We start from the raw sequence: 19,791 nt of genomic DNA, 5'->3' as shown, positions 1-19,791 counted from the left end.
ATGAAAAAGCTAGCTATTGGTGTCATCGCTGTGGCCGCCATGGTCTGCTTCTCTTCCGTCTTCATCGTCGATGAAGGGCAGAAGGGAATCGTGGTGCAGTTTGGCAAGGTGAAGCGGGTTGACTCCGGCGAGCCGCGTCTCTATGAGCCGGGCCTGCACTTCAAGGTGCCGCTCATCGATCAGGTACGCAAGATGGATGCCCGCATCCAGACCCTGGAAGGCCAGGCGGATCGTTTCGTCACCTCCGAGAAGAAAGACCTCATCATCGACTCCTACGTGAAGTGGAAGATCGAGGACTTCTCCAAGTACTACCTGGCGACCGGTGGTGGCAACAAGATCCAGGCCGAAGACCTGCTCAAGCGCAAGATCAACAACGGTCTGCGTTCCGAGATCGGTAACCGCACCATCAAGGACATCGTCTCCGGCGAGCGCAGTACCGTGATGGAAGACGCCCTGATGAAGATGGCGCGCTCCTCCGAGCTCGGCATCAAGGTGGTGGATGTGCGCATCAAGCAGATCAACCTGCCGGTGGAAGTCTCCAGCTCCATCTATCAGCGGATGCGTGCCGAGCGGACTGCAGTCGCCCGTGAGCACCGCTCCCAGGGCCGCGAGCAGGCCGAGATCCTGCGTGCCGACATCGACCGCAAGGTCACCGTGATGATCGCGGACGCCGAGAGTAATGCGCGTCAGCTGCGTGGTGAAGGGGATGCCGAAGCCGCCAAGATCTACGCCGACAGCTACAAGAAGGACCCCGAGTTCTTCAGCTTCGTGCGCAGCATGGAGGCCTACCGCAAGAGCTTCGCCGGCGGCAACGACCTCATGGTCCTCAAGCCTGACAGCGAGTTCTTCCGCTACCTCAAGTCGCCTCACGGTGACAAGCAGTAAGCAGGCATAGCGCCGTAACCCAAAGGGCCTGATGATTCAGGCCCTTTTGCTTGATGAGACAAGGGCCCAGAGGGCAGGAGGAGTCATGCTGACAGCCATCTTGATGGGAGTGGGGCTGTTGCTGCTGTTCGAGGGGCTGGGCCCCTTGCTGGCGCCGAGGGCCTGGCAACAGATGCTGAGACTGATGAGCGATCAGCCGCCGGAGCAGTTGCGTCGCATCGGCGGTTGTCTGGTGGTGGCGGGTGCCGTCATCCTCTGGGCGCTGGCCCACTGAGCAGTCAAGGCAGCGCCTGAGTACAAAGTGCAGACCATAAAAAAGAGGCCATAGGCCTCTTTTTTCTTGGATGCTGACACAGTGGTTCAGGCGCTGCGCTGTACCGCCATCTGGGCCAGGGTCTCCAGCGCCTGCCTGTGCTGGGAGTCCGGCAGGATGGCGAGGGCGGCAATGGCCTTGTCGGCCTCTTCCCGGGCCCGCTCGCGGGAGTATTCCAGGGCCCCTGTGCGATCCAGGATGGCCAGGATGCGCTCGAGATGCTCCATGCCGTTGCGGTGCTCGATGGCGTCGCGGATGAGCTGACGCTCTTCCGGGGTGCCCACGGCCATGGCGCGCAGCAGCGGCAGGGTGGGCTTGCCTTCGGCCAGATCGTCACCGACGTTCTTGCCCATATCATCGCTCTGGGAGCAGTAATCCATGACGTCATCGATGATCTGGAAGGCGGTGCCCAGGTACTTGCCGTAGTCGGTCATGGCCTGTTCGACGGGCTCGGGCTGATGGGTCAGCACGGCGGCGAGGCGGGTGGCGGCTTCAAACAGCTTGGCGGTCTTGCAGTAGATGACCGTCATGTAGCTCTCTTCCGTGGTGTCCGGATCGTTGCAGTTCATCAACTGCAGCACTTCCCCTTCGGCGATGGTGTTGGTGGCATCCGACAGGATCTCCATCACCCGCAAGTTGGAGAGTTCGCTCATCATCTGGAAGGAACGGCTGTAGAGGTAGTCACCGACCAGGACGCTGGCGGCATTGCCGAACAGCGCATTGGCGGTCTCCCGGCCGCGGCGCAGGTCGGATTCATCGACCACGTCGTCATGCAGCAGGGTAGAGGTATGAATGAATTCGATGATGGCGGCGAGCTTGAGATGGTCCTGACCTTGGTACCCCAGTGCGCGGGCGGCCATGACCGTCAGCATGGGGCGCATCCGTTTTCCGCCTGCACTGACAATGTAGAAACCCAGCTGGTTGATCAGGCTGACATCGGACTGGAGTCTGGCCAGGATCAGTTCATTGACCGCCGTCATGTCGGCGGCACAGAGCGCACGGATAGTCTGTTGGTCCATAAGTCTCGTAACGTGACGGCAGCAATTACTGCGTTTTTAGCAATGGCGGGGATTCTACACGATTTCACAATGGGTTACAGTTAAGCGTTTATTCACGGCGGCAGATATGCGCACAAAATAAACTTTTTGCTAAATTGGCCTTGCCTAGGCAAATCGTTCTGCGTAGAATGCCCGCCCATTGTTATAGGTTTTTGCGCGTGTCTGGCCTTGAGCAAAAGACACGCCTTTACGGAGTTAATCAAATGTACGCGGTATTCCAAAGCGGCGGAAAACAACACCGTGTGGCCGAAGGTCAAATCGTTCGTCTGGAAAAGCTGAACGTTGAGACTGGCGCTACCATCGACTTCAACGAAGTTCTGATGGTTGCTGCAGGCGACACTTTTAAAGTAGGTGCTCCTTTCGTTGAAGGTGGCAAGGTTGTAGCTGAAGTTGTGGCTCACGGCCGTGGCGAGAAAGTGACTATCGTCAAGTTCCGTCGTCGTAAGCACCATCGTAAGCAAGCGGGCCACCGTCAGTGGTTCACTGAAGTCAAAATCACTGGCATCAGCGCTTAATTAGAGGAGTCCGATAAATGGCACATAAAAAAGCTGGCGGTTCATCCCGCAACGGTCGCGATTCTGAAGCTAAACGCCTTGGCGTTAAGCGTTTCGGCGGCGAAACAGTTCTGGCAGGCAGCATCATCGTTCGTCAACGTGGCACCAAGTTCCACGCTGGCACCAACGTTGGCCTGGGCACCGATCACACCCTGTACGCGAAAGCGACTGGCAAGATCCTGTTCGAAGTTAAAGGTCCGCTGAATCGTAAGTACGTCAGCATCGTTGCTGAGTAATTACGGACCGCAAGGATCCGAAGCCCCGCCAACAGGCGGGGCTTTTGTTTTTCTGACGTCTTTCCTGATGTCGTTGACGAAAAAACGGAACGCAGCTGACTTTGGCTCTGACGAGCATGATTGGCAAGATGCGTATCGCCCGCAGGGGTCTGTACCACTATAATTGCGTATCGGTTTTTCGAATTAAGGTGACGGTTACCTATGAAGTTTGTTGATGAAGTCCAGATTCGAGTCGATGCCGGTGACGGTGGTAACGGTTGTGTGAGCTTTCGCCGTGAAAAGTACATCCCGAACGGTGGTCCGGACGGCGGTGACGGTGGTGACGGTGGCGATGTCTATCTGATCGCCGACGAGAACCTGAACACCCTGATCGACTACCGTTTCGAGCGTTTCCATGCCGCCGAGCGTGGCGAGAACGGCCAGAGCGCCAACTGCACCGGTCGTCGCGGCAAGGATCGCACCCTGCGCGTCCCGGTCGGTACCCGCGCCAGCGATGAGGATACCGGTGAACTGCTGGGGGATCTGACCACCCACGGCCAGAAGCTGCTGGTCGCCAAGGGCGGTTTCCACGGCCTTGGCAACACCCGCTTCAAGAGCTCGGTCAACCGCGCCCCCTATCAGAAGAGCAACGGCACCCCGGGTGAAGTGCGCACCCTGAAGCTGGAGCTGCTGCTGCTGGCTGACGTCGGCATGCTGGGTCTGCCCAACGCGGGCAAGTCCACCTTCATTCGCGCCGTCTCTGCCGCCCGCCCGAAAGTGGCCGACTACCCCTTCACTACCCTGGTGCCGAACCTGGGGGTGGTGCGTGGGGAGAACTCCCGCTCCTTCGTCATCGCCGATATCCCGGGTCTGATCGAGGGTGCCGCCGAAGGTGCCGGCCTCGGTATCCGCTTCCTCAAGCACCTGGAGCGCTGCCGTGTGCTGATCCACCTGGTGGATATCTGCCCGGTTGACGGTTCAGATCCCGCCGAGAATGCTGTGACCATAGTCCGGGAGCTGGAGAAGTACAGCCCCGAGCTGGCGGGCAAACCGCGCTGGCTGGTATTCAACAAGATGGATCTGATCCTGGAAGAAGAAGCCCAGGAAGTGATGGACAGAGTCAAGGCAGCCCTGAACCACGAAGGCCCTGTCTATGCCATCACTGCCATCAGCAAGGAAGGCACCAAGAAGGTCTGCTACGACATCCTGGATCTGCTGGACACCATGCCCCGTCAGCTGGAAGCCGATGCCAAGGCCGCCATCGAGAAGGTCGAGTTCAAGTGGGACGACTACCACAAGAACCAGCTGGCCCAGGCCGAGGCGGAAGCCCTGGCAGCCTCCAAGGCCTTCGATGAGGCGCTGGACGATGACGACGACTGGGATGACGAAGATGACGACGGCGTCGAAGTGATCTACGTCCGCGACTGAGACTCTCTTTCGTGACAAGACCGGAGCCCCGACAGGCTCCGGTTTTTTTTATGGGAGGATCGACGGGATCACCTTATAGATATATTTCTCATGCCACTTATTGCCTGCCAACCGCAACTGATTATACTGCGCCCCTGAACGTAACCTGTATGAAACATTATGCTAACCTGTTGAATTGAATTGATATGCATGACTGTTTTGGTTTGTTCTTATGGATGGTTTGCCTGATAAAATATTTATGCTTGAAATAATCCATTAAAAGCTTGTTTGTGCAGTTTTTTGGGTTATTCTTGCGCCCGTTTGTCGGGCGAGGGCATGAATATGCAGGCGGCCTGGCTGAAGGAAAAGTCACATTTAAGGCTGTCTATCATGTTGGAAAAGACCCTGCAGGCACCGGCGATCCATACTCGCCGCAATGTGCTGATGTTTTTGATCCCGTCGCTCATCGGGATCCTGCTGTTCATGACCCCCGTCATCTATGACGGCAATGTCACCATCCCTGTCGCCGTGCTGGCGAAGCTGGTACAGACGGTGTTCGCCGACTATCTGGTGGCCATGGTCAGCGCCATCATTACCACTACCATGCTGATGACCTTGATCGCCTGGTTGTTCAAGCCGGCGATCCTGGTGAGACGCCCCTTCCTCAACAGCCTGTTCAACGTCTCCCCCTTCTGGGCCTGCGTGCGGGTGCTGGGGGGCCTCTTCGTGCTGCTGACCTTCTTCGAGGCCGGTCCCGAGGTGCTGCGTTCCGGGGCGACCGGCGGCCTGGTGCTGCACGATCTGCTGCCGGTGCTGTTCTCCGTCTTCATCTTCGCCGGCTTGCTGCTGCCGCTACTGCTGGACTTCGGCCTGCTGGAGTTCGTCGGCACCATGATGACCCGCATCATGCGCCCTGTGTTCCGCCTGCCCGGTCGCTCCGCCGTGGATTGCTTCGCCTCCTGGCTCGGGGATGGCAGCGTCGGCATCCTGCTTACCAGCAAGCAGTACGAGGGCAAGTTCTACACCCAGCGTGAAGCCGCCGTCATTGGCACCACCTTCTCCGCAGTCTCCATCACCTTCTGTCTGGTGGTGATCTCCCAGGTGAAGCTGGAGCACATGTTCGTCCCCTTCTACCTGACCGTCTGCCTGGCCGGCGTGGTTGCCGCCATAGTGGTGCCGCGCCTGCCCCCGCTCTCCTGGAAGAAGGATGTCTACAGCGACGGCACTCCCCTGTGCCGCAAGCAGGAGGCCATTCCCCATCAGCACAGCGTGCTGAGCTATGGCTATCAGCGTGCCCTGGCCAAGGCCGACAGCATGACTGATCTCGGCGCCGTGGCGCGGGAAGGGGTGAAGAACGCCCTGGACATGGTGTTTGGCGTGCTGCCGGTGGTGATGGCGATCGGGACCTGTGCCCTGATGCTGGCGGAGCACACCCCCATCTTCAACTGGCTGGGCGCTCCCTTCGTCCCCTTGCTGGAGCTGCTGCAACTGCCGGAGGCCGAGGCGGCGTCCAAGACCATCATGGTGGGCTTCGCCGACATGTTCATCCCGGCGGTGCTGGCCTCGACCATAGAGAGCGACATCACCCGCTTCGTGATCGCCGCCATGTCGGTGACCCAGCTCATCTATATGTCGGAAGTGGGCGCCCTGCTGCTGGGCAGCAAGATCCCGGTCAAGCTGTGGGAGCTGTTCGTCATCTTCCTGCTGCGTACCCTGGTGACACTGCCGGTGATCGCCGGTGTGGCGCACCTGCTGTTCTAAGGGGCAGCCTGGAGATGAAAAAACGGTCAACCTCGGTTGACCGTTTTTTTATGGGCGCCCGGTAATCGCGGCTAGCGTGGCTCCGCCAGCAGGGCCTGGCAGGCCGCCTCGTCCAGCTGCTCGGGGGTGAGGAAGCGCAGGGCATAGTCCCGCCAGACGCCGCTGTCGAGGAAGAGGGAGAACAGGGCCGGGTCTATGTGCTGCTCCTGCACCATCCTCTGCATGATGGTCAGGGACTGGGAGACCGTCTTGCCCGACTTGTAGGGACGATCGCTCGCGGTCAGGGCCTCGAAGATGTCGGCGATGGCCATGATGCGGGCGGGAATGCTCATCTGCTCACCCAGCAGCTGGCGCGGGTAGCCGGTGCCGTCCATCCGCTCGTGATGGCCCCCTGCGATCTCCGGCACCTTGCGCAGGTGGCGGGGGAAGGGGAGCCGCTCCAGCATGCGGATGGTCTGGATGATGTGATCGTTGATCTTGTAGCGCTCCTCCTCGGTGAGGGTGCCACGGCCGATGGCGAGGTTGTAGCGCTCTCCCCGGTTGTAGAGGTGGGTGGGCACCCGCACCTTGAAGCCCCAGGGATTGTGCCTGGCCAGGTTGTCGTGGGCGGGGCGGGGAATGAGGTGCGCCGGCTTGTCGGCCAGCAGTGGCTCGCGGCAGGGCAGCGGCGCCGCCTCCCCGGGATGGCGCCTGAGCTCCTCCGGGCTGACGCCGAGGCGATCATCCAGGGTGCGCAGCCAGGTGCGGCTGGCGATGGCATCGAGCCGCGCCAGTTTTTCCGGTGCCATCCACTCGCCCCCCAGGTTGCACTCGGCGACGAAGGCGAACTCCTGATCCAGCATCTGCCAGGTCGGGGTCACGGCCTCGAGGGCTGCCTGCCGATCGGAGGCGGGCAGCCGGGCCGCCAGCGCCTCTATATGGGCGTCGCGCTTGAGCACCTCGAAACGGGTGCGGATCTCGTGGATCCTGTCGTAGATGGTCTCCAGCTTGGTGGCCTTGTCCACCACGAACTCAGGTGTGGTGACCTTGCCACAGTCGTGCAGCCAGCTCGCGATATGGATGGCCTCCCACTCCTCGTCGCTGAGGGTAAAGTCGCCAAAGGGCCCCTGCTGCTGGGCGCAGGCCGCCTCCGTCAGCATGCGGGTCAGTTCGGGCACGCGCTGGCAGTGGCCTCCGGTGTAGGGGCTCTTGGCGTCGATGGCGCCGGCGATGAGTTCGATGAAGGCCTCCAGCAACTGCTTTTGCTCCTCCAGCAGGCGCTGATTCTCGATGGCGGAGGCGGACATGCCCGCCAGCGCCTCGATGAGGCTGATGCGTGACGCCAGCTCCCGTGGTACGCAGTCCGGCAGGATCAGCAACAGGCAGCCGATCAACTCCTGGCGGTGATTGTAGAGGGGCTCGGCCAGCAGCTGGCGGGGGCCGGGGAAGGGGCCCCAGTCGGCGAGGTAGTGCGACCACTGCTCGGCGTTGAGGGGCAGGCTGAGCCGCTCGCTATGGTAGAGGCCGCCGAGCAGGGACTCCTGCCACTGCACCCGCTCACAATCCAGGGGCTGCCGTTGCCAGATGGCCTGAACCGCCTTCATCTGCCTGTCCTGGGCCAGATAGAGGCAACCGCCCTCCGCCTGGGCCGCCGCCACCGTCTCCTGCAGTATGCGGCTGAGCAGGGAATCGAAGCGGTGCTCGGCCGTCAGCGCCAGACCCATGCTCATGAAGTTGCCCAGGGTCAGCCGCATGCTGGACATGGCCCGGGCGAGATCGTCTATTTCGCGGATCGCCGAGTCGGGCCGCTCGCTCTCGCCGAAGTCGAAGTGCTGGATCCGCTCGGCCTCTTGCGTCAGCGCCAGCAAGGGGGCGGCGGTGCGCCGCGCCACCAGCCAGATGACGGGCAGCAGCAGCAGCAGACCGGCACATGCCCAGGCCAAGTTGCGCAGGGCATCGTGGCGGGCCGGTGCGGTGAGCGCGTCCGCCGGGACCAGCAGGGCCAGGTAGAAGGGGGAGTCCTCGTCGAGGGAGGAGAGGTTGACCAGCCAGTCACGGCCATTGCCATCGTCCAGCGTCAGCTCGGCCGGCTCGTGCAGCAGGGCGGGCCTGGAGGCCATCTCCTGTTGCAACCTGGCCAGTATGGGGTGCTTGAGCGCAGACAGCATGGGCAGGCGGCTCAGCTGTTCGAAACTGGGCAGCTGCTCGGGATCCGTGGCCAGCAGGGTTCCGAATTCGTCGAACATCACCAGCTGGCAGTGGCTCGGCAGGGGCAGCTCGCCGATGAGGGAGGAGAGCCCCTCCACGCCGGCATCCAGCCCGATCACAGCCCGGCGATCGTCGCTCTCCACCGCCAGCGTCATGCCCGGCTCCTTGGTGGTGAAGAAGAGATAGGGGTGGGTCACTATGATGCCGGTGCCCCAGCGAGCCTCCTTGTACCAGCCACGATCGCGGGGATCGAACTGGTAGTCCGGCATGGGCCGCCGCTCCAGCAGCCGCAGGCGCTGGTTGAAATAGAGGTACTCTCCCCGGCCCTGGCTCAGGCTCTGCACCAGCAGGTGGCTCCCGGGAGGGGGGTTGTCGAGCAACCCCCTGGCCCGCTCGGTCAGCTTGCGCACCAGGAAGAAGTCGCCGTTCTCGTAACCGGCATAGATGGCGCCATAGCTGGCGCTGTTGGCCAGCACCTCGGCCAGCTGGGGCAGGTAGCCGAGGCGGGACTCCAGGCTGGTCATGGCGGCCAGCTGGCCACTGCGCAACAGGCTGAGCGACATGCGGGCCGGGCGCTGGTTCAGCTTGATGGCGAGCGCCAGCTGTTCCCTGTACTGCTGGAAGTTTTGCCGTTCGTGCTCCAGCCCCTGCTGCATGCCCTGTTGAAACTGCAGCATGATGAGGGCGCCCCCCAGCACGGAGAACAGCAGTATGAAGAGGGTGGCAATGTGCACGTAAAAGGGCTTGCTGCCGAGGCTTGCTTTTGTCATGGACCTGTCCTTGTCCTGCGGGGGCTCCCCGCGATGATCTGCTAACAGTGTGCTCGCAAGATGACAAAAAGCATAGGAGGTGGGGCCAGAAGGGGGGGGGGGCTTTATCTTCTGGCGTTCCCCTTGCCGCGAGCTGCATGGCGCGGGTCCCGGCAGCCTGGTCAGGTGATTCATTCAGATATCTCGTGCTACATTGCTCAACTGGTGAATCGCCTGTGAATCAATGGAGTGTCCCATGTCTGCCATCCCCTATTCCGTCCTGGATCTGGTGCCCGTCCCCGAAGGAAGCCAGCCGGCCGAGTCGTTTCGTCATTCGCAGGATCTGGCCCGCCATGCCGAGCGCTGGGGCTACCACCGCTACTGGCTGGCGGAGCACCACAACATGCCGGGGATCGCCAGTGCCGCCACCTCTGTGCTCATCGGCCATCTGGCCGGTGCCACCAGCACTCTGCGGCTGGGGGCCGGCGGCATCATGCTGCCGAACCACTCCCCCCTGGTGATCGCGGAACAGTTCGGCACCCTCGCCTCTCTCTACCCGGATCGCATCGATCTCGGTCTTGGCCGTGCGCCCGGTACCGATCAGCGCACCATGCAGGCGCTGCGCCGCCAGCGCAGCGGCGAGGTGGATGACTTTCCTGCGGACGTGCGCGAGCTGATGGGTTACTTCGGTGACGAGGTGGGCGCTGTGCAGGCGGTGCCCGGTCAGGGGCTGCATGTGCCGATCTGGCTGCTGGGCTCCAGCCTCTACAGTGCCCAGCTGGCGGCCGCCATGGGGCTGCCGTTCGGCTTTGCCTCTCACTTTGCCCCCGGCCTGCTGTTGCAGGCACTCGAGATCTACCGTACCCAGTTCCGCCCTTCCGCGCGCTGGCCCAAGCCTTATGCGGTGGTCTGCATCAACCTGATCGCCGCCGACACGACCCGGGAGGCCCGCTTCCTGTTCACCACGCTCCAGCAGCAGTTCCTGCGCCTCTACCGGGGGGATGCCGGCAAGCTGCCGCTGCCGGTGCAGAGCCTGGGAGAGGCGTGGTCACCCCGGGAGCTGATGGCGATGGAGCAGACCCTGGCCCGCTCCCTGGTGGGGGATCCGGATCAGGTGCGTCACGGCCTCAAGGCCTTGCTGGCCGAAACCGGGGCCGACGAGCTGATGTTCAACGGCCCCATCGTCGATCATCAGGCCAGACTTCGCTCCTTCGAGATCGCCGCCGAGCTGATGCGGAGCCTGTGACGGCCTGTGCGGGCACACCAGCTCGTGTGCCCGCACCGGGGTGAACCTCCCGTTCATATTTCAAGTCTTTGATTTGAAACGATAGTCAGGTTTATGTCGGCCCTCTGTCGTGTCACCTCTCGCCGTGTCGGCTCTATGCTGGCCCCGTCAATCACCACAAGGAGTCCAAGATGATCGTCAGGAAGTTGAGATTGCAGCGGGGTTGGTCCCAGGATCAGTTGGCGACCCTGACTGGCTTGAGTGTCCGCACCATACAGCGGATCGAGCAGGGCCAGCAGCCCGGACTGGAATCCCTCAAGGCCCTGGCCGCCGTCTTTGAGCTCGATGTGACTCAACTGCAGGAGAGCGAGATGAAAGGGAACGAGACCGACAGCCAGGGGACAGTGCATGTGGCCAGGGATGAGCGGGAGGCGATGAAGTTCGTCGAGGGGCTCAAGGGCTTCTACGGCCACCTCATCAGCTATGTGCTGGTGATAGGGGGGCTGTTTGTCATCAACTACCTGAGCAACCCGGACTATATCTGGGCCTGGTGGCCCATGCTGGGCTGGGGGCTGGGCCTGATGTCCCACGCCATCAACCTGTTCCAGCCATTCAGGCTGTTCGGGCCCGAATGGGAGCGGCGCCAGGTCGAGAAACGGCTGGGGCGCAAGCTGTAAACCACGACCTCACCCCATAAAGCACGGGCCCGGCAATGCCGGGCCCGTTTTATATCAGCTCTTCCTGATGACTGCTTGCCATAAGGAGGCAGGGGGTCGCCTCACTTGGCATAGGCAGGGCAGGGGGTCGCTATCAGGGCATCGTCCTCGTAGCGCCAGAGGGTGAGGCTGTTGCCCCAGACGCAGCCGGTGTCCAGCCCCTTGATGTCATCTTTGCCGGTGGCTCCCATCAGGGCCGCCCAGTGGCCGAACACCAGTATGGGATCGTCCACATGGTGCTCCCGCTGCTCGAACCAGGGACGCAGACCGGGAGTGGACTCCGTGGGCCCCTTCTTACACTTGAAGTCGAGCCGGCCATCGAAGTAGCAGAAGCGCATCCGGGTGAAGGTGTTGATGATGTAGCGGTAGCGCTCTATCCCCAGCAGATTTTCGTCCCAGCTATCGGGCTGATCGCCATACATGTTGTGCAGCAGCCAGCTGTACTGATCGCCGCGCAGCAGCGTCTCCACCTCGCGGGCACAGCTGCGTGCCGTGTGGGCATCCCAGGCCGGAGAGAGACCGGCATGGATCATCATGATGGGGAGATCCGGGTGCTCCGCCAGCAGGGGACGGTGGCGCAGCCACTCCAGCAGCTCGTCCCGATCCGGGGCTTCCATCAGGGCCTGCAGCTTGTCTTTCTTCTTGAGGGGGGCGACCCCATGAGCCACCGCCAGCAGGTGCAGGTCGTGGTTGCCGAGCACGGTCACGGCGCGGTTTCCCAGTGACTTGACGAAACGCAGGGTGTTGAGAGAGTCCGGCCCGCGGGCGACCAGATCGCCGCACAGCCAGAGGGTGTCGTTGTCGGGGTCGAATTCGGCAAGATCCAGCAGACGGCGCAGATCGTCGTAGCAGCCCTGGATATCACCGACGAAACAATTCGCCATGAAACCTCAGTTGATAATGTTGGGAACGGCCAGTGTGAAGGGGGCTATGGGGGCCTCAAACTGCTGCCCCGATTCGTCTTGCAGGGTGTAACTGCCTTCCATCACGCCGAAGGGGGTGGGGAGGGGAACGCCACTCTGATAGGTGAAGGTCTCGCCGGGGGCGATGAAGGGCTGCTCGCCCACGACCCCGGGACCTTCCACTTCCAGCATCTTGCCATTGGCATCCGTGATGAGCCAGCGCCGATGCAGCAGCTGCACCTTGCCCGGCCCCAGATTCTCTATCTCGATGAGATAGAGAAAATGGTAGGGATCCTCGGTGCCCGCCACATAGCTGGGGTGCGGGCGAACCACTATCCGGGGGGATGCCATGGGATCAGGCCTGCTGCTGATCGGCCAGCCAGTTGGCTATCATGACGAACTGCTCGAGGGAGAGGTTCTCCGGGCGCAGGTTGCCATCTATGCCAAGCTCGGTCAGCTGAGCGTCGGTGATGAAGTTGGAGAAGCTGTTGCGGATGGTCTTGCGACGCTGGCCGAAGCCCTCGGTGCAGACCCGGCTCAGACAGCGGATGTCTTTCGCGACTATGGTCGGGTTCTTGTGCGGGATGAGGCGCACCACGGCCGAGTCGACCTTGGGGGCCGGCTTGAAGGCGCCCGGGCCCACTTCCAACACGGGGACGACCTGGCAGTAGTACTGGGTCATCACGCTCAGGCGGCCATAGGCCTTGCTGCCGGGACCGGCGGCCAGACGCAGTACCACTTCCTTTTGCAGCATGAAGTGCATGTCCTCCACCCGGTCGGCGAACTCGCACAGGTGGAAGATGAGCGGGGTGGAGATGTTGTAGGGCAGGTTGCCGAAGATGCGCAGGGGCGGTTTGCCTTCTCCCATCAGGGTGCCGAAGTCGAAACGCATGGCATCGGCCTCGATCACCGTCAGCTTCTCCTTGAGGGTCGGGTGCTCGCGCAGGCGAGCCGCCAGATCTCGGTCAAGCTCGACCACCGTCATCTTGTCCATCTGGGAGGCGACCGGTTCGGTCAGTGCCGCCAGACCCGGGCCGATTTCCACCAGGTTTTGACCCGGTTGCGGATTGATGGCGGCGACGATCTGGTCGATCACATAACGGTCGTGCAAGAAGTTCTGACCGAAACGCTTACGGGCCGTGTGGCCCATGTGCACCTTGTTGCTCTGCACCTTACTGCTCATATCTTTTTTTCTCTACCATCTGGATGGCGTGGTTAATCGCGGTGACCAGGCTGCCCGAGTCTGCCAGGCCCTTGCCTGCCAGATCCAGCGCTGTGCCGTGATCCACCGAAGTACGGATGAATGGAAGTCCGAGGGTGATGTTGACCGAGTTGCCAAAGCCCTTGTATTTGAGCACCGGCAGCCCCTGGTCGTGGTACATGGCGAGTACCGCATCCGCATCCTTGAGGTATTTCTCCTGGAACAGGGTGTCGGCCGGCAAGGGGCCGACCAGATCTATCCCCTCCTGGCGCAGACTGGCCAGGGCGGGTTCGATCACGTCGATCTCTTCACGGCCGAGATGGCCCCCTTCCCCGGCATGGGGGTTGAGGCCGCAGACGTAAATTCTGGGGTGTGCTATGCCGAACTTGCCCTTGAGATCCGCATCCAGGATGCGGATCACCTTGGCAAGGCGCTCCTGCGTGATGGCCATGGCCACGTAGGCGAGGGGAATGTGGGTGGTCGCCAGCGCCACCCGCAACCCTTCGGTAGCCAGCAGCATCACCACGTCGGCGGTGTCTGACTGCTGGGCGAAGAATTCGGTGTGGCCGCTGAACGAGACGCCCGCCTGGTTGATGATCCCCTTGTGCACCGGGCCTGTCACCACGGCGGCGAATTCGCCGCTCAGGTTGCCGTCGCAGGCGCGCTGCAGGGTGGCCAGTACATAGGCGCCATTGCCCTCGTCGAGCTCGCCCGGCACCACGGGGGCGCCGAGGGGGACGGGACAGACCGTCAGGGTGCCCGCCCGCTGACCCCTCACGGGGGCAGCGGGATCATAGGGTTCCAGCTCGATGGGCAGCCCCAGCAGGGCGGCGCGCTCGCGCAGCAGCGCCGGGTCGGCAATCACCACCAGCTGGTGCGGCCAGTCCCGCTGGGCTATCTGCAGCACCAGGTCCGGGCCTATGCCGGCGGGCTCACCCGGCGTGATGGCAAGACGATGGCTGTTCATCTGCTCGTCGCCCATTAATTGGGTTCGATCTGGATGTAGGCTTCGTCGCGCAGCTCATCCAGCCAGGCCTGGGACTCTTCGGTGAAGCGGCGGTTGAAGATGAGCTGATAGGCGCGCTGTTCCTGGGCCTTGCCGGTGGCATCCTGGCTGCGGCGATCTTCCAGCTGCACTATGTGCCAGCCGTGGCTGGTACGGAAGGGCTCGCTGATCTGGCCCGGTTGCAGGCGGTTGACCATGTCGCGGAATTCCGGCACATAGACGTTGGGATCAGACCAGCCCAGCTCGCCACCCTGCACCGCAGAGCCCGGATCCTCGGAGTACTTCTCCGCCATGCTGGCAAAGCTCGCCTTGCCGCTCTTGATGTCGTGCAAGATGCCGTCCAGGGTCCCCTTGGCCTTCTCCTCGCTCAGTATGATGGAGGGCTTGATCAGGATGTGGCGGGCCTTCACCTCGGTCTGCATCACTTGCTGCTGACCCTTGGTGTCGAAGATCTTGATGATGTGCAGACCGGCGCCGGAGCGCAGCGGACCGACGATATCGCCCTTGCCGGCGCCCTGTACCGCCTCGGACATCAGGGTGGGCATCTCCTGCGGGCTCATCCAACCCCAGTCACCCCCTTCCAGGGCCTTGGGGCCGTTGCTCTCGGCGATGGCCAGCTTGCGGAAGTCCGCCCCCTCTTTCAGCGCAGCCAGGATGCGCTCTATCTTGGCCTTGGCGGCGTTGAGCTGTTCGGCATTGGGGTTGTCAGGCAGGGCAACCTGGATGTGGCCGACATGGTACTCGGTCTGTTGCTGGCCCTGCTTGCTCAGGGCCTCGACCACCTGCTTCACCTCCTGCTCGGAGATGTTGATGCGGCGGCGAACCTGGCTGCGGCGCACCTCGTTCATCAGGATCTCGCGGCGCACCTCTTCCCGGTACTGGGCATAGGTCAGCCCTTCCCGTTCGAGCTGGGCACGCAGCTGCTCCAGGTTCATCTTGTTGTCGGCGGCTATGCTCTGGATGGCCTGCTCCAGCTGGGTATCACTGATCTTGAGCCCCTGGCGATCCGCCAGCTGCAGCTGCAGGCTCTCCTGGATCAGACGATCCAGCGCCTGCTTGCGCAGGGTGACGTCATCGGGCAGGGATTGGCCGCTCTCCTGCGCGGAAGCCTTCACCTTCTGTACCAGGGCTTCCTGCTGACTGGCCAGCACCACGTCCTTGTTGACCACGGCAAGCACCTTGTCCACCAGCTCGGGCGCGGCAAGGGCGCCCTGGCTCATGACTCCAAACAGGCCTGCGGTCAGCAGGGAAATCAACGTCTTCTTCATATCCATCTCTCAAGGCGTTTGCCAGACCCGTTATTGGTCTCGCAGGTTAAACGGACGAATGTAAGGCAGTGCTTCGGTGTCAAGGGAGGTGCCCTTGGAGCCGGTACCCACGCTACCCAATCCTTTCATTTCAAATTGAATGCCGAGGCTGCGCTCGGACGTCGGGGCCAGGTTCACGTTGTCCGGCGTATTGACCCACTCCAGGTTGAAGTTGATGCTCCAGCAGCAGGAGTCATATTTCAGGCCCACCTTGCGGTCAACTTTGACGTTCTGATCGAGCTCCTGATAGTAGCCGCCATAGAGGTGCCACTGATCGTTGAGCGGTGTGGTCAACAGCAGGCCGATCTGGTTGAGATCCGTCACCTCGCCCTTGCGATCCAGGTCGTAGTTGGCGTCCCGCACGAAGCGATGGCTCAACTGGCTGATCAGCTTCTCGTGGCGGTACTCCAGGGCGCTGTTGGAGGAGCTTATCTGACGCTGCTCCAGATCATATTGTGCCCCGGCATGGGCATACCACTGCTCGTTGATCTTGGCGTCACCCTCGAACGACAGCGGGGAGCGGGTATTGGTGCTCAGCTCGTCGCTGGAGTAGAGCTTGACCCTGGGCGCCACGAAGTCGAAGGCTTGGGCAACGGCCAGCCGAATTCGTTCATCTCCGGCCGGATCATAGATACGGGTGGTGACGCCGACCGAGAGCCGGTTGGAGTCGCTGATGCGGTCCAGGCCGGCGAAGCGGCGGTCGCTGAACAGGCTGTAGTAGTCCTGGCGCATGGTGGTGGAGTCGTAGACCCCGATGTTGTCCTGATCCTTGTAGGGCACATAGAGGTACTGGAACTCGGGCTCCAGGGTCTGGCTGGCCCCTTCGCCGAACCACTGCTGGTCGCGCTCGAAGGTCATGCCGCCCTTGAGGCGAAACGAAGGCAGCACCCGGGTGATGATGCCCTCTTCCAGGGTGACATCCCCCCCACCCTGCGGCGTGAATCGGTTGGTGAAGGTGCTGCTCATGTCATCCGGCACCGTCTGATCGTAACGGGTGTACATCAGCTTGTACTGGCTGTCGAGGAAGTAGCCGGCTTCGTCGATGAGCGGTATGGTCAGGGTGGGGGCCGTGTAGACCCGGGTGCCGGTGTAGGCGCTACCCTTGTTCTGCTCGATGGCCTGGTCGTTGTTGTAGCCGAAGTTGGTCAGCTCTGTGTTCCAGGCCAGATCGTACCAGCTGCCCTGCTGGTAGTAGTTGTGGTTGATACGCGGCATCAGCTCGTGGGGCTGCTGGGCGCTGGCCAGCAGGATCTGGTAGGTGCGCACCTCGGCATTGAGGTTCCAGCTCTGCTGGAAATAGCCGGCTTTCAGGGATTGCTGCAACTGGTTGTCGACCTGGGTCCCCACCTTGGGGGAGAAGTCGTTGAAGTAGTTGTAGTCCTGATCCCGCACCTTGGTGTAGTCCACCGACACCCGCATGGCGTTGTCCATGAACATGGAGGTGTGGCGGGCACTGAGCAGGTAGCGGTGACCATCGGAGAGGTGATCGTTGAGGCTGTCCGTCTCGTCGTACTGCTTGTCATCCGCCAGGTTTTCGAAATAGAGGCTGCCCACGTGGGCCGGGTCCGGCATGTAGCGGAACTCGACCTGCTCCATCAGGCCCCGTCTGTCCATGAAGCGGGAGGTGATGGTGGCATCGTAGTTCGGCGCTATGTTCCAGTAGAACGGCTGGGTGATGTCCATGCCGTTCTTGGAGCTTTGGGTATAGCCCGGGTAGAGCAGGCCCGTCTTGCGTTCATCCTTGATGGGGAAGTTGATATAGGGGAAATAGAAGACCGGATAGTCATAGAGCCAGAGGCTGGCGTTCCAGGCTTCCCCGAACACCTCGGACTGATCGATGTCGATGCTGCCCGCCTTCAGGGTCCAGGCCTCCTGACCCGGTGGGCAGGTGGTGTACTGGGCCCCCTCCAGGGTGATGTTCTGGTTGTTGTTGGTCATGGTGACTTTTTCGGCGAAGCCGCGCACCGGTGAACCATGCACCTGATACTTGCCCTCTTCCAGCTCGGAGTTCTTGGTGTCTAGGTTGGATTTGAGGGTCTTGTCGCTGGTGACAGTAATCTGGCCATCGTTGTAATAGATGTTGCCGATGGCGATGACATCCCGGCTCTTCTGATCGAGCTGGGCGTAGTCGGAGTCAAATTTGCGCACGCCCTGACGCACCTTGACGTCACCTTCATAGACGGCGGTGCCACCCTGCTTGGCCTCAAGGCGATCGGCATCCACTTCGACGGGCTGGGCATTGGCGTCCTGATCCGCGCTGGGTTTCTCGACCTTGGGGACATAGTCATAGCAGAGGCTGTTGAGGATCCCGGTGGCCGGTGGCGCATTGAGGGGCGCCGCCTGTACCGTGAACGGACTCAGGGCAGGAACAAGGCTGATGGTCAGGGCGATGGGATAAGAAGACCCCAGTGTCCATTTTGTCATGTGAAGGGCTCGCGCAATCCGTAGTAAAAACGGTTGATTCAGGGCATGCATTTTATGTCAGGATCCATCGAGTTGACATTGCATGTCATTGCTTTATGTTAGCCGGCAATGATAAAGCATTATTGCGGCCAGGGCTAACAGCCAAGTGCTGCTTTCCAATTTGGTTCCCGACTCATGCACGATCGCGCTTCCCTGCTATTGCAATGGGCACGCCGGATTACCGGTGATGCCAACCTCTCGTTGACGCTTATTTCCGGTGACGCCAGTTTCCGCCGCTACTTCCGTGGAGGTGGCCTGGTGTGGGTGGATGCTAATCCGAAAACCGAAAAAAATCATGAATTCGTTCGCAATGCCGCCGCCCTGCACGGCGTTGGGCTGCTGGCCCCCGAGGTGAAGGGGGTCGACTATGAGCAGGGGCTGCTGGCGGTCAGTGACCTTGGCGATACCCAGCTTATCGGCTGCCTGAACGATGACAACGTGCTGGCCTGGTATGGCAAGGCCATCGCCCTGCTGCCCCGGCTCGGATCGGTGGGGCTCGAGCTCGAGCCCTTCGACGAGGCCTTCATGGCCCGCGAGAACGCCATCTTCCCCGAGTGGCTGCTGGGTCATCACCTGCATCTGAGTCTCGGCGAGACCGAACAGCAACTGCTGGACGAGATGTTCGCCTGCCTCACGCAGAACAACCTGGCCCAGCCCCAGGGGGTGATGCACAGAGACTTCCACAGCCGCAACCTGATGGTGTGCGGCGGCGATACGCCGGACGACAGCCGGCTTGCCGTCATCGACTTCCAGGACATGGTCATCGGGCCCCTGAGCTACGATCTGGTCTCCCTGCTGAAAGACTGTTACGTGCGCTGGCCCGATGAGGTGATCGAGCAGGGCATGCGACTCGGCTTCGACACCCTGCAAGGGGCCGGCCTGCTCGACGGGCTCGATTATGCCAGCTTCCGTCGTCACGCCGACCTGACCGGCATGCAGCGCCATCTGAAGGCGGCCGGCCTCTTCACCCGTCTCTACCATCGCGACGGCAAGTCCGGCTACCTCAAGGACATCCCCCGCACCCTGGGCTATGTGGTGGACGTGTGCCGCCAGCATGGGGCCGAGCATCCTGTGCTGGCCCGCTTCGGCGACTGGTTGCAGCAGGTAGTGCTGCCGGGCCTGGCCCGGGCGGCTGAGGCACGGCGTGCCGGGGAGCCGTCATGAAGGCGATGATCCTGGCCGCGGGCCGTGGGGAGCGGATGCGCCCGCTCACCGACCTGCTGCCCAAGCCGCTGCTGGCGGTGGGGGGCAAGCCTCTCATCGTCCACCACATCGAGAAGCTCAAGGCGGCCGGGGTGACCCGGCTGGTCATCAACCACGCCTGGCTCGGTCACAAGCTGGTGGAGGCCCTCGGCGATGGCCGCCAGTTCGGGGTCGAGATCCTGTGGTCGGCGGAGGAGAGTGCCCTCGAGACCGCTGGCGGCATAGTGCAGGCATTGCCACTGCTGGGGGCAGAGCCCTTCTTGGTGATCAACGGCGATACCTGGATTGATGCGGATTATGGCGCTCTGGTGAATCAGCCGTTGGAGGATGACCTGGCCCATCTCTGGCTGGTACCCAATCCGCCCCAGCACCCTCGGGGGGATTTCTCCCTGCGAGACGGCCGGGTGCTGGACGTGCCAGCCCTCACCTTCAGCGGCGTCGGCCTCTATCACCCGGCGGCCTTTGTCTCCCTGCCTTGCGGTGCCCGCAAGCTGGCACCCCTGCTGCGCGACTGGATGGCACAAGGCCGGGTCGGTGGCAGTTTGCTGGCCGGCGAGTGGCGGGACATAGGCACAGTCGATCGGCTGCGGGAGCTGGATGATCAGCTGCTTGCCGGCACTCATTAACATCACGAGGTCT

The 19,791-nt window shown here is 62.0% G+C and carries 18 protein-coding genes; 10 read left to right on the top strand and 8 right to left on the bottom strand.

The genetic code is table 11. The annotated features are described in order from the left end of the window. Together hflC and AAHB08_RS09895 are read left to right on the top strand one after the other, a co-directional pair. On the top strand, positions 1 to 885 hold the full coding sequence (gene hflC / locus AAHB08_RS09900) for a protease modulator HflC (RefSeq protein ID WP_043130464.1): 885 nt from the start codon (positions 1 to 3) through the stop codon (positions 883 to 885). Positions 886 to 970: 85 nt separating this feature from the next. Next, positions 971 to 1,159, top strand: a complete 189-nt coding sequence (locus tag AAHB08_RS09895; RefSeq protein WP_025328123.1) for a DUF2065 domain-containing protein — start codon at positions 971 to 973, stop codon at positions 1,157 to 1,159. A gap of 86 nt (positions 1,160 to 1,245) precedes the next feature. On the opposite strand, the gene ispB is transcribed toward AAHB08_RS09895, so the two are convergent. Continuing rightward, positions 1,246 to 2,217, bottom strand: a complete 972-nt coding sequence (ispB, locus tag AAHB08_RS09890; protein ID WP_342058826.1) for an octaprenyl diphosphate synthase — start codon at positions 2,215 to 2,217, stop codon at positions 1,246 to 1,248. A gap of 242 nt (positions 2,218 to 2,459) precedes the next feature. Between ispB and rplU the strand changes: the two genes are divergently transcribed. The 4 genes from rplU (at position 2,460) to AAHB08_RS09870 (ending at position 6,193) form a co-directional block, all read left to right on the top strand. Then, positions 2,460 to 2,771: a 50S ribosomal protein L21 gene (gene rplU, locus AAHB08_RS09885; RefSeq protein ID WP_005304210.1), complete on the top strand. Its 312-nt coding sequence runs from the start codon at positions 2,460 to 2,462 to the stop codon at positions 2,769 to 2,771. A 17-nt stretch (positions 2,772 to 2,788) separates the two neighbouring features. After that, complete coding sequence (rpmA, locus tag AAHB08_RS09880; RefSeq protein ID WP_005311678.1) at positions 2,789 to 3,046, top strand: 50S ribosomal protein L27; 258 nt, start codon at positions 2,789 to 2,791, stop codon at positions 3,044 to 3,046. A 201-nt stretch (positions 3,047 to 3,247) separates the two neighbouring features. Next, positions 3,248 to 4,453: an Obg family GTPase CgtA gene (cgtA, locus tag AAHB08_RS09875; protein ID WP_025328121.1), complete on the top strand. Its 1,206-nt coding sequence runs from the start codon at positions 3,248 to 3,250 to the stop codon at positions 4,451 to 4,453. Positions 4,454 to 4,822: 369 nt separating this feature from the next. Then, on the top strand, positions 4,823 to 6,193 hold the full coding sequence (locus AAHB08_RS09870; protein WP_139435027.1) for a YjiH family protein: 1,371 nt from the start codon (positions 4,823 to 4,825) through the stop codon (positions 6,191 to 6,193). Between the two features lie 71 nt (positions 6,194 to 6,264). Here the strand turns inward: AAHB08_RS09870 and AAHB08_RS09865 are convergent, their stop codons facing one another. Next, positions 6,265 to 9,150 (bottom strand): HD domain-containing phosphohydrolase, encoded by a 2,886-nt coding sequence (locus tag AAHB08_RS09865; RefSeq protein ID WP_342058825.1) that lies wholly within the window; start codon positions 9,148 to 9,150, stop codon positions 6,265 to 6,267. Between the two features lie 235 nt (positions 9,151 to 9,385). Between AAHB08_RS09865 and AAHB08_RS09860 the strand changes: the two genes are divergently transcribed. Both AAHB08_RS09860 and AAHB08_RS09855 read left to right on the top strand, forming a co-directional pair. Next, positions 9,386 to 10,375, top strand: a complete 990-nt coding sequence (locus tag AAHB08_RS09860; protein ID WP_342058824.1) for a luciferase-like monooxygenase — start codon at positions 9,386 to 9,388, stop codon at positions 10,373 to 10,375. A 170-nt stretch (positions 10,376 to 10,545) separates the two neighbouring features. Next, positions 10,546 to 11,031, top strand: a complete 486-nt coding sequence (locus tag AAHB08_RS09855) for a 2TM domain-containing protein (RefSeq protein WP_342058823.1) — start codon at positions 10,546 to 10,548, stop codon at positions 11,029 to 11,031. A gap of 101 nt (positions 11,032 to 11,132) precedes the next feature. Here AAHB08_RS09855 and AAHB08_RS09850 read toward each other — a convergent pair whose 3' ends face one another. The 6 genes from AAHB08_RS09850 to lptD are packed head-to-tail and all read right to left on the bottom strand — an operon-like array spanning position 11,133 to position 17,910. Further along, positions 11,133 to 11,954, bottom strand: coding sequence for a symmetrical bis(5'-nucleosyl)-tetraphosphatase (locus AAHB08_RS09850; RefSeq protein WP_342058822.1), 822 nt, complete (start codon positions 11,952 to 11,954; stop codon positions 11,133 to 11,135). Positions 11,955 to 11,960: 6 nt separating this feature from the next. Next, positions 11,961 to 12,323, bottom strand: a complete 363-nt coding sequence (gene apaG, locus AAHB08_RS09845; RefSeq protein WP_202047092.1) for a Co2+/Mg2+ efflux protein ApaG — start codon at positions 12,321 to 12,323, stop codon at positions 11,961 to 11,963. A gap of 4 nt (positions 12,324 to 12,327) precedes the next feature. Continuing rightward, positions 12,328 to 13,155, bottom strand: a complete 828-nt coding sequence (rsmA, locus tag AAHB08_RS09840) for a 16S rRNA (adenine(1518)-N(6)/adenine(1519)-N(6))-dimethyltransferase RsmA (RefSeq protein WP_162519146.1) — start codon at positions 13,153 to 13,155, stop codon at positions 12,328 to 12,330. Then, positions 13,145 to 14,140, bottom strand: a complete 996-nt coding sequence (gene pdxA, locus AAHB08_RS09835; protein ID WP_342058821.1) for a 4-hydroxythreonine-4-phosphate dehydrogenase PdxA — start codon at positions 14,138 to 14,140, stop codon at positions 13,145 to 13,147. The genes rsmA and pdxA overlap by 11 nt, the downstream gene beginning before the upstream one ends. A 14-nt stretch (positions 14,141 to 14,154) precedes the next feature. Beyond that, positions 14,155 to 15,447, bottom strand: coding sequence for a peptidylprolyl isomerase SurA (surA, locus tag AAHB08_RS09830; protein WP_139435016.1), 1,293 nt, complete (start codon positions 15,445 to 15,447; stop codon positions 14,155 to 14,157). 30 nt (positions 15,448 to 15,477) lie between these two features. Beyond that, positions 15,478 to 17,910, bottom strand: a complete 2,433-nt coding sequence (lptD, locus tag AAHB08_RS09825) for an LPS assembly protein LptD (RefSeq protein ID WP_342058820.1) — start codon at positions 17,908 to 17,910, stop codon at positions 15,478 to 15,480. A 174-nt stretch (positions 17,911 to 18,084) separates the two neighbouring features. On the opposite strand from lptD, the gene AAHB08_RS09820 reads away from it, so the two are divergent. Further along, positions 18,085 to 19,113, top strand: a complete 1,029-nt coding sequence (locus AAHB08_RS09820) for an aminoglycoside phosphotransferase family protein (RefSeq protein ID WP_342058819.1) — start codon at positions 18,085 to 18,087, stop codon at positions 19,111 to 19,113. After that, on the top strand, positions 19,110 to 19,778 hold the full coding sequence (gene murU / locus AAHB08_RS09815; RefSeq protein ID WP_342058818.1) for an N-acetylmuramate alpha-1-phosphate uridylyltransferase MurU: 669 nt from the start codon (positions 19,110 to 19,112) through the stop codon (positions 19,776 to 19,778). The genes AAHB08_RS09820 and murU overlap by 4 nt, the downstream gene beginning before the upstream one ends. Positions 19,779 to 19,791 lie beyond the last annotated feature (13 nt).

This window comes from Aeromonas sp. OTU364 (assembly GCF_038440395.1).
Lineage (GTDB): Bacteria > Pseudomonadota > Gammaproteobacteria > Enterobacterales > Aeromonadaceae > Aeromonas.
The sequence above is the reverse complement of the archived record's forward strand: the minus strand, read 5'-3'. Positions and strand labels throughout refer to the sequence as shown.